This is a genomic window from Moorena sp. SIO4E2, from assembly GCF_010671945.1.
GTDB classification, from domain to species: domain Bacteria; phylum Cyanobacteriota; class Cyanobacteriia; order Cyanobacteriales; family Coleofasciculaceae; genus Moorena; species Moorena producens.
Genome location: NZ_JAAHIE010000268.1, coordinates 1 through 9,827 on the forward strand (window position 1 = coordinate 1; position 9,827 = coordinate 9,827).

Genomic DNA, 9,827 nt, shown 5'->3' on the forward strand with positions numbered 1-9,827 from the left:
TGACTGAACTTGGTCCAACCTTCATTAAATTGGGACAAATCCTTTCCTGTCGTCCGGATATTGTTCCTCCTATTTATTTAGAGGAACTCACTAAATTACAAGACCAATTACCTCCTTTCCCTAATCATATTGCCTATCAGTTAATTGAAGAAGAATTAGGGGATAACTATAACAACATCTATGGCTCACTGATCGAAAAACCGGTAGCTGCTGCTTCCCTAGGACAAGTGTACAAAGGGACACTCAAAACTGGTGAAATAGTAGCAGTAAAGGTGCAACGCCCTGGTCTGGTAGAGTGTATTTCCCTAGATATCTATATCCTGCGGAAAATAGCAGCATGGGCGCAAGAATCAATATCTTTTGTTCACAGCGACCTAGTAGCACTTATAGACGAACTAGCTATTAGCTTGTTTGAAGAAATGGACTATACCCAGGAAGGTCGCAATGCGGAACGATTTGCCGAACTTTACGGTGACATTAACAATATCGCTGTACCACGTATATACTGGCAATACTCGGGGCGGCGGGTGTTAACCATGGAGTGGATCACTGGGACTAAATTGACGGAACTAGAAACCATTAAAGCCCAGGGATTAGACCCGAATACCCTGATTGATGTAGGATTTCAGTGTTGCTTGCGGCAACTTTTAGAAGAAGGTTACTTCCATGCTGACCCTCACCCAGGCAATTTATTGGCTACCCCTGATGGGAAATTGGCTTATCTTGACTTTGGCATGATGAGCTCAGTAGAACCGTCTTATCGGTATCGCTTACTGGAATCGGTTGTCCATATTGTTATTGGTGATTTTGAAGGTTTAGCACAAGACTATAAGAAACTCGACTTTTTGCCACCGGAGACAGATGTGACCTCGCTGATTCCTGAACTCACTGATATTTTTGGTGGGGTGATGGAAGCTACTGTGTCAACATTCGGCTTTAATCGTATTATTCGGAAGCTATCCCCGTTACTTTATAAATATCCATTTAAATTACCCACTTACTACCTCCTGATTTTCCGCAGTGCCGCTACCTTAGAAGGGATAGCAATTAAGCTCAATCCTAATTTTCAGCCCTTCAATGAAACGTATCCCTATGTTGCCCAACGGCTGTTAACGGATTCATCACCCCAATTAAGGACTTGTTTACAAGAGATTGTGTATCAAGATGGTGGAATTCAATGGCATGTTTTGGAGGATTTATTAGGTCAGGTGCGCACAAGTAGGCAGTTTGATATTAGTGCGCTCTTACACCAGGGGTTAGAATTTCTCTACTCCGAGCAAGGGAGTATATTGCGTAATGCTCTTGTTGAAGAGATGGTTACCAGTTTAGAAAATCTTTCATACAAGACTCTTGGCCAGATAACTGCATCGGTGGGCTTGGCAGTTAATGTAACTGGAAAATTAGAGTCTCCTAACCTGGAGCGGATGGAAAAGATTGGGGCTATGATTATTGAATCCTCTAGGTTTGACCTAGAATCGGTACCAAAGATGCTGGAACTTTTGTTAAAGCAGGAAACTCAACGGCTAGGTCAACAAATTGCTTCCGAAATTGCCAGGCGAATGCTTCGGTTATAACTTTTTATTAGTCAGTTGCTTTGGATTAGGATAATCAGGATAATAAAATTGTAGTCAGTATTCAAATATTAAGTTAATGCTGATAGCTGAATACTGATAACTGAATAATTACCTTTGGGATTGGCCGTAGCCCAGCCTACGCGAACGCATCTTAATTCTCAATTCTCAATTCTCAATTCTCAATTCTCAATTCTCAATTCTCAATTCTCAATTCTCAATTCTCAATTCTCAATTCTCAATTCTCAATTCTCAATTCTCAATTCTCAATTCTCAATTCTCAATTCTTAATTCTCAATTCTCAATTCTTCATTCTCAATTCTTCATTCTTCATTCTCAATTCTTCATTCTCAATTCCCGATTCCCGATTCCCGATTCCCTAAAACCTAATACGGTAACCTAACGGTAAATGTACTACCCTCTCCCAACTGACTCTTGAGAGAAATCTCACCACCATGAGCTTCCACACACTGTTGAACAATAGCTAGTCCTAAGCCACTACCAGGAATTGTGCCAACATTGCTAGCACGATGGAAAGGCTGAAACAGTTGCTGTTGGTCTTCTGGGGGAATGCCCATACCCTGGTCTTGAATTCTGAAGATAACACATTCTGTCTGAGCAATCAGTTCAAACTGAACGGTTCCCCCTGTGGGTGAGTACTTAATAGCGTTGGCGAGCAAATTACTAAAAATGTGTCGCAGCAATCGTTCATCCCATAGCGCTTCCCTCAATTCCCCTTGACTGGTAAAAACTAGCTGATGGTTGTTGTTGGTACTGATTTGTAACTCTTCCACTAATTGGTGACAAAAGCGTTTCAAATCCAACCGAGTAGGTTGACACAGGAGTCTACCGGAATCAGCTTTACTGATTAATGAAACCTCATCCAACAACTGGGCCATGTTTTTGATGGCCGAGCGAATTAGCCGCAAATGAACCAGTTTTTTTTCTTGAGGTAATTGTTCCTCTTTGTCTTGGAGCAATCCAGAACAAAGGAGGATTGTATTTAAGGGATTACGAAAGTCGTGAGAGAGCATGGAAACAAATTCAGCTTTGCGCTGGTTGACTTCTTTGGCTCTAACCAACTCAGCGGTTTGTTCCTGAACCTGACTTTCTAGGGCTTGATTTTCTTGTCGTAATGCAACTGCTGCCTGCTTACGTTCAATAGCATAGCGCAAGGAACGAACCAGCATTTTTGCCTTGACTTGCCGCTTGACTAGATAATCTTGTGCTCCCTGACGAACTGCCTCAATGGCTAATTCATCATCATTGGTATTGGTTAGCACTACAATCGGTAAACTAGGCGCTTGCTTGATCAAGGGTCCGAGGGATGCTAGTCCGTGGCTGTCCGGTAGAGTCAGATCTAACAAGATCACATCGTAGGGAATTGAGATTGCTCTAGCCTGAGCGATTTCCTGGAGTGCATCCCGCAACCGCTTGACATGAACTAGACTAAAGTGCCTGAACTGAGCTTCTTTCAAAAACTCTTGTAACAATCTGGCTTCTGCCAGGTTGTCCTCAATTAACAAGATTTTTACTGAGCCTTCAGGCATTACCTTTGAGTATTTATTCTGTGGGCTTATTGGTCTGGATTTCTCCTTTGATAGAGAATCGTCATTGGTTTCCTGATTTTGTATTAGTCAACCCTGATGTCTAATCCCTAGTCTCTCATGGTTCATTCCTAATCTGTAATCCCTAATCTGTAATCCCTAATCCCTTTATTGTGATGGCAGGGTGACAGTGGAGAGCCAAAAGTCTTCAATTCCTTTGACGATTTTGAATAATTCGCTAAGATTCCGGGATTTGGTGATGTAGCAATTCACATGCAAGTCGTAACTCTGGAAAATGTCATCCTGATTTCTTGAGGTAGTTAATACCACCACAGGAATCCGTTTGAGATTAGGGTCAGCCTTAATCTCTGCGAGCACCTCTCGACCATCCTTTTTTGGCAAGTTCAAATCTAGCACGATCAGGTCTGGACGGACGGCATCAGCATACTCTCCTTCTTGGTTTAAGTAAGCCATAGCGTCCATGCCATTTCTGACCGTTACTACCTGGTGGGGTACCGAGCTATTTTTTAACGCTTCTTGGATTAAGCGAATATCGGCTTTATTGTCTTCAACCAAAAATATGATTTTGTGTCTTTCGTCCGTTTCTACGCTCACGCTCGCGTCCCCTTACTGGAATTGTAAAATAGAAGGTGGCACCGTGACCTAGTTCTGACTCTACCCAAATTTTGCCCCGGTGACACTCCAGAATCTTTTTACAGATAGCCAAACCCATACCTGTGCCAGGATACTCATCCCGGGTGTGCAGACGTTGGAAGATCACGAAAATGCGATCGCTAAACTGCGGTTCAATGCCAATGCCATTATCCTGCACTGAAAATAGCCATGAATCTTCGAGTCGTTTTGCCCCCACATGGATTTCCGGTGGCTGTTCACTGCGGAACTTGATCGCATTACCGATTAAATTCTGGAACAGTTGCATCAACTGGGTGCTATCAGCCATAACTGTTGGGAAGGGGTCATGGGTAATCACTGCTCCAGTTTCACGGATGCGTCCCCGCAAATTAGCCAGAGCATGGTCTAAGGCCGTTTCCACTTCCGTCAGTTTAAACTCAATGCCCTGCAAATCGACTTTCGAGTAAGCCAACACATCATCAATCAGGGTTTGCATGAGGCTGACTCCCTCAACCGCAAAGGTAATAAACTCGCTGGCATCTTCGTCAAGTCGGTCATTGTAGCGCATTTCTAACAGCTGCACATAATTCGCCACTTGATTCAGGGGTTCTTGCAGGTCATGGGATGCCACATAAGCAAACTTTTTCAGTTCAGCATTGGAACGTTCTAGATCTTGAGCCAATTGAGCCAATTCATCAGCTTGACGCAGGACAATATTAATCAATGCTTTCCTCAGTTCCAGTGCTGTCTTAATTTCTACCTGTTTCCAGGGTAAAGAGGTTAAGCGAACGGTTTCTTTCCACAGTTCAAAGGATTTACGGGGCGATAGTTGCAAAGTCCCCTGTGTGTGGGTTGTTTCAAAGGCTTTATTGGGGTCACCCCCCCAATTCACAGTTTGAATCACCTCTGATCGGAACCACAGCACATAGTTTCTCTTGGAAATGGGGATGGCTAGCAGGCCACTACCAATATCTTTAAACCGTTGTGCATCAGGATAAATGCGAGGCAGAGAATCAGTATAGAAAACCTCTTGATCAACATTCTGTTTCAGCCATTGCACCAAAAACTTCAGGTCTTCTTCACTAGGGGTTTCACCAATAACCGTAAAATTATCCCCAAAACAAATTGCTGCACCTTGAGCACTGGTTAAGTCCAGTAAATTGGGGTCATGCTTAACTAAGCCATCAATAAAGTTTTCTTCTTGGGACATATACTCAATCAATATTGATTGAATATAGGACAACTTCATCTGATAGTCATAGTCTTCCGTCTCTTCTCGGGCTGAAATCTCTGAGAAAATCACTCGTCCTAAAAATTCGCAAGCTTTGCGCAACTCATAGGATACATATTTAGGGGTTTGATGATGACAAGCAATAAGTCCCCAGAGTTTTTTATCTTTAATCAATGAAATAGTCAAAGACGCCCCAACTCCCATATTGTGGAGGTACTTGATATGACAGGGGGAAGCACTTCTGAGAATTGATAATGTTAAATCAAGGGGGCGATTGGTGATGGGATTATCGGTAGGAAAAATCTCAACAGGTTGGGAATTGGCATCTGGAATTAAGCGGATCCAATTGGAACAGAATAATCGTCTAGCTGGTTTAGGAATATCGGATTCTGGATAGTGTAAGCCTAGGTAAGATTCCAGACTGTCTAGTTTTTCTTCGGCAATAACTGCTCCATGGTCATCATCTTCAAACTTATAGAGCATCACCCGGTCAAACCCAGTGACTTTTCGCACCTCTTTGACGATGATTTGACAAAAATCTCGGAGGTTTGAGGTTTGTTGGAGCTGGTTGATGGAGGCTCTTGCTAGATGATAAAAGCTTAAAAATGGGATAGTCTCACGGGAAACTGCTGGTTCTAATTCCAGAATCAGACATCCATCTGAGTTACGATGAAACACACCATCAAATACTGCGTAATCATCCCCTTTTTTCCTCGCCCAAATTTTAGTAGGATTGATCAGGTCTAGATTTTCCTCAGATAACCCAGCTTTAATTCTCTCCACTTGGAATGGGTCAAGTACATCTTCTAGGGTTTTTTCTAGCATGGCTTCGGCAGGGATTCCCAAAACCCTAGAGGTATTGTTGCTAACTTGTAATATTTTTAGCTCAGGCTCTTCCAGTACCAACAGTCCCCCATGAGGCTGAATTTGACCAATTACATGAATCGGTTCGTGATCCAATCTGGTTTGTTGTGCTGGTAAATCTATTCCTAGCATAATTCTATGACCTTAATCCAGGATTATAAACAGTTATACGAGTTCTAGAAGGAAGGCTCTCCGATTATCGATATCATTCCTAATACTATTTGGCCTAATACTATTTGGTCTAATACTTGTGGATCTTTAACCGAACTTACCTATGACTAGCTAGCAATCTCTAGTATATCCCAGGAAGTCAACGACTAGGTCTAGAGTAATTTTTAAAAAAACATTAAATTTTTTGTCCTGCCTTTAGATCTTCTGCTGTTTATGGGATTCCTCTTGCCATCAAGAGGAATGTTAGCCTTGCTTATAAAAAAATATTAATAATAATACGTAAAAACTCAATATTTAATAATTTAACTTAACAAAAAACGTTAACTTCTGATGGACAAACGTGAACGCAAATCAGGTTGCTACACATCACTTTCATCTCCCCACACTCCATTAAGGGAGTAGGGAGTAGGGAGTAGGGGTAACTAAGTTGACTGTATCTCCCCACACTTCCCACACCTCCCACACTCTTATCCCCTACAGCCGCAGATGCAATTTGTCGCAAAGCTGATCAAAATAGGATTGAAAGTCTTTTGTCGTTGATACCTCAGAGGGGAAGATGGCTTTATGGATTGCTTCTCCAACTGCTTTGGCTAACCGTGGTGGTACAGCATTACCAACCTGTCTGTATCGTGATGTTTTAGAACCTTTGAATACAAAATGATCAGGAAAGGATTGGAGTCTAGCTGATTCCCGTACCGTCAGCCGTCTTACCCCTTCAACTGTTCCTGATCTCGGCTTTCCCCCATTCATTAAATGACGGTGATACACCAGTAAAACACCTTCAGGATCAATAATGTGGGTGCAGTAACCGACTGTAGTAGCGGTAATGGTAGGACTTGGTGCATCGAAATTGATGGGTTTTCCCCCACCTTTGACTAGAGTTGCTGTCCAAGGGGTAGGACGAATAACGGGTTTATTGGCATAGGAAACTTTAGTGGTATTGGGCTCATAGTCAGGAACATCAGTTAAGGCTGAACCCGATGAAATATAGGGATTAGATGTCCCTAAACCATGGGTTTTCCGGGGAAACGTAAAATCATTTTTTGTGGCTAAACCGACGAAAAATAGACGTTCACGATACTGGGGAATTCCATAGGATGCTGCCTCTAACACCTCTACATAAACTGAATAATCTAGGGTTTGAAGCTGCTGCTCAATCCATTGATAATAGTGATTTTTTTTAGACCTTTGCAACCCAGGCATAGTTTCCATTAAAAATGCCTTTGGTCGAATATCCCTTACCGCTCGAATAAATTCTGGAACTAAATCCTTAGGCTTGGCTCGGGATAACTGTTTATTTCGCTCTTGGTTTGGGACAGAAAAAGGTTGACATGGCGGTGAACCTACTACTAGGTCAATACCTTGAAATTGAGTAAAGTCTATAGCTCGAACATCGGAGCGAATAACATTAGTGCTAGGAAAGTTTTCTCGATAAGTGGAAACAGCAGACTTATCAATTTCTATTGCTGTGGTGATCTGCCACCCAGCCATATGGAAACCTAGAGAAAGGCCACCTGCCCCTGCAAATATATCGATGGCGTTTTTTGAATCATTCATGACTTAGGGAGCAGTTTTTAGCTATCAGCTATAGCATTTTTATTTGGAGTAGGGAGTAGGGAGCAGCGGTAAGAAAATTTACTGTACCTCATAATTATGATCAGGGCTATATTTGGACTAATTGTAGTTTAAGGGTATCAGCTGATTTTGTTATGCCAAATTGGTACATATTTGATTATTTACGATCAGGTTAGTAAGGTTTAAGGGTTAAGGTTGAAGGTTTAAGGTTGGAGGTTGGAGGTTGAAGGTTTAAGGTTGGAGGTTGGAGGTTAGAGGTTGAAAGTTGTTAGCCTTTGGCGTCCCTTGTAGGGTAGGGTGAAAATACTGAGTGATCTGAATTAGCTAAAACCATGCTATAAATACCCGGTTTTTTCCCACTCTCCTCACCCTCCCCAAACTTCCTAGTTTTTACCCTATTCCCTATTCCCTATTCCTTATTGCCTATTCTCTGTTCAATACTTCTGATGCTAGAGTTATGCTAAATCAGCAAGACAATGACAGAGTTTAGCCAGGGTAATAAAACTAAAAAACTAACTATCGCCGCTTCTTCAAAAGGTGTAGAAACAGCGAAAAAGGCTTTGGACAAGCTAGGCTTTGAGCTAAAAAGTAACTTTCCCAAGTCACAATGAATAAGTCACTATACAGTTACCAAATTTTTTAAATCAGAGGCAATTCAGCTTGATTTATTTAAACGGATATGCGAGGGATTGACCCTAGACTGGAAAGAAATTGCGGGAATAGCAGAAGAAAAATCATCAGAACAGCTAAACAAAAATGATGGCAGTAGCTCAGAACCGGTGCAGGGTGTGGAGCCAAGTCAACCCCTGACGCACCAACAAACTGTAATCCAGAGACAAAGTCAAACAATAAAAGCTGTTCTTTTATTACAAGGGGATATAAATTCAGTTCAACCTTCAAAACTGATTGAATCTATTTTACAAGAATCCTCAGGATACACGATCAACATTATTGATATTAAACCAAGCCGCTTAATCCTAGAGGGGTCTCAAGAAGCTATCGAACGGCTTGAAGCTCGGATAAAATCAGAAGACCTAAAACAATTAAGCGGTTTTCCTATAAAAGATATTCAAATTTTGAACGAAAGGTCAGATGATGAAGACAATAGCAAGCTTGATCATAAATGGCGTCTAGTCGCAGAGATTGCTAACAGTGGAGCTGTGGGTCGAGACTTGAGGGGTGCGGATCTCAGTGATACGGACCTCAGTGATGCCAAGCTCAGTGGTGCCAACCTATGTGATGCCGACTTGAGGGGTGCCGACCTGAGTGGTGCCGACTTGAGTGGTGCGGAATTGATTCGTCCTAAGCTGAGTGATGTGGACCTCAGTAGTGCTAAATTGATTCGTGCTAACCTGATTGCTGCCAATCTTAGTGGTGCTAACCTCAGTGGTGCAAACTTGATCGGTGCTAACCTCAGTGGTGCAAATTTGATTGGTGCTAACCTCAGTGGTGCAAACTTGATTGGTGCCGACCTCAGTGGTGCTAACCTCAGAGTTGCCAACCTAATTGGTGCCAACCTGAGGAGTGTCAACGTCAGTGGTATTAACCTCAGGGGTGCCAACCTGAAGAATGCCGACCTGATTGGTGCCAACCTGATTGGTGCCAACCTGATTGGTGCCAACCTCAGGGGTGCCAACCTCAGGGGTGCCAACCTGATTGGTGCCAACCTTAGGGGTGCTGAGCTCAGTGCTACCAACCTTAGTGATTCCAACCTCAGTGGTGTTAACCTTAGTGGTGCCTTCCTGAATCCTATGAGGGTGTCTGGTGCCAACCTCAGTGGTACTAACCTCAGTGGTGCTAACCTTAGTGGTGCCGACCTCACTCGTGCCCAGCTCAGGGATGCTAAAGTCAAAAATGCCCGATTCACATATATTTTAGGAATTGATGAATCCACCAAGCTTGAGCTAATTCAAAGAGGAGCAATTTTTTAGAATTTTCCAGGTGAACCCTCTGAAATTAGTTCTTGACAAATTACCAGTTATGTGTATTAAAAAAGAGCGATCGCCTAATTTACCTAACTGGTAATTCGACTGGTAATTTATCTGTCTTAAAAAAGAGCGATCGCTCTTTTTTACCTAACTGGTAATTCGTCTGATAATTTATCTGTCTTAAAAAAGAGCGATCGCCTAATTTACCTAACTGGTAATTCGACACTAATTTCATTAGCTATATCCAATAACAGTCAAACGGTTAACCTTTAACCATCAACAACCTTGTTATTAATAACATAAATCA

At 42.3% G+C, this 9,827-nt stretch carries 8 protein-coding genes; 2 read left to right on the plus strand and 6 right to left on the minus strand.

Features of this window, described 5'->3' with window-relative positions:
- Positions 1–1,574: ABC1 kinase family protein (locus F6K37_RS23370; RefSeq protein ID WP_287252434.1), on the plus strand; the 1,574-nt coding region annotated here is incomplete at its 5' end.
- 383 nt (positions 1,575–1,957) lie between these two features.
- Here F6K37_RS23370 and F6K37_RS23375 read toward each other — a convergent pair.
- The 5 genes from F6K37_RS23375 to F6K37_RS23395 all read right to left on the minus strand — a co-directional run bounded on the left by F6K37_RS23375 (position 1,958) and on the right by F6K37_RS23395 (position 7,574).
- On the minus strand, positions 1,958–3,121 hold the full coding sequence (locus tag F6K37_RS23375; RefSeq protein ID WP_287252435.1) for a hybrid sensor histidine kinase/response regulator: 1,164 nt from the start codon (positions 3,119–3,121) through the stop codon (positions 1,958–1,960).
- A 165-nt stretch (positions 3,122–3,286) separates the two neighbouring features.
- The gene (locus F6K37_RS23380) at positions 3,287–3,733 is read right to left on the minus strand and encodes a response regulator (protein WP_502709660.1); all 447 of its coding nucleotides are present in this window, start codon (positions 3,731–3,733) and stop codon (positions 3,287–3,289) included.
- Positions 3,687–5,978: a sensor histidine kinase gene (locus F6K37_RS23385; RefSeq protein ID WP_287252439.1), complete on the minus strand. Its 2,292-nt coding sequence runs from the start codon at positions 5,976–5,978 to the stop codon at positions 3,687–3,689. Before F6K37_RS23385 ends, F6K37_RS23380 begins: the two co-directional genes overlap by 47 nt.
- 346 nt (positions 5,979–6,324) lie before the next feature.
- Positions 6,325–6,519 (minus strand): hypothetical protein, encoded by a 195-nt coding sequence (locus F6K37_RS23390; RefSeq protein ID WP_287252442.1) that lies wholly within the window; start codon positions 6,517–6,519, stop codon positions 6,325–6,327.
- On the minus strand, positions 6,492–7,574 hold the full coding sequence (locus F6K37_RS23395) for a DNA cytosine methyltransferase (RefSeq protein ID WP_287252444.1): 1,083 nt from the start codon (positions 7,572–7,574) through the stop codon (positions 6,492–6,494). Before F6K37_RS23395 ends, F6K37_RS23390 begins: the two co-directional genes overlap by 28 nt.
- A gap of 707 nt (positions 7,575–8,281) precedes the next feature.
- Here F6K37_RS23395 and F6K37_RS23400 point away from each other — a divergent pair.
- Positions 8,282–9,523 (plus strand): pentapeptide repeat-containing protein, encoded by a 1,242-nt coding sequence (locus F6K37_RS23400; protein ID WP_287252446.1) that lies wholly within the window; start codon positions 8,282–8,284, stop codon positions 9,521–9,523.
- A 79-nt stretch (positions 9,524–9,602) separates the two neighbouring features.
- Here F6K37_RS23400 and F6K37_RS23405 read toward each other — a convergent pair whose 3' ends face one another.
- A complete protein-coding gene (locus tag F6K37_RS23405; protein ID WP_287252448.1) occupies positions 9,603–9,755 on the minus strand; it encodes a hypothetical protein in 153 nt (50 codons plus the stop codon).
- Positions 9,756–9,827: the final 72 nt, after the last annotated feature.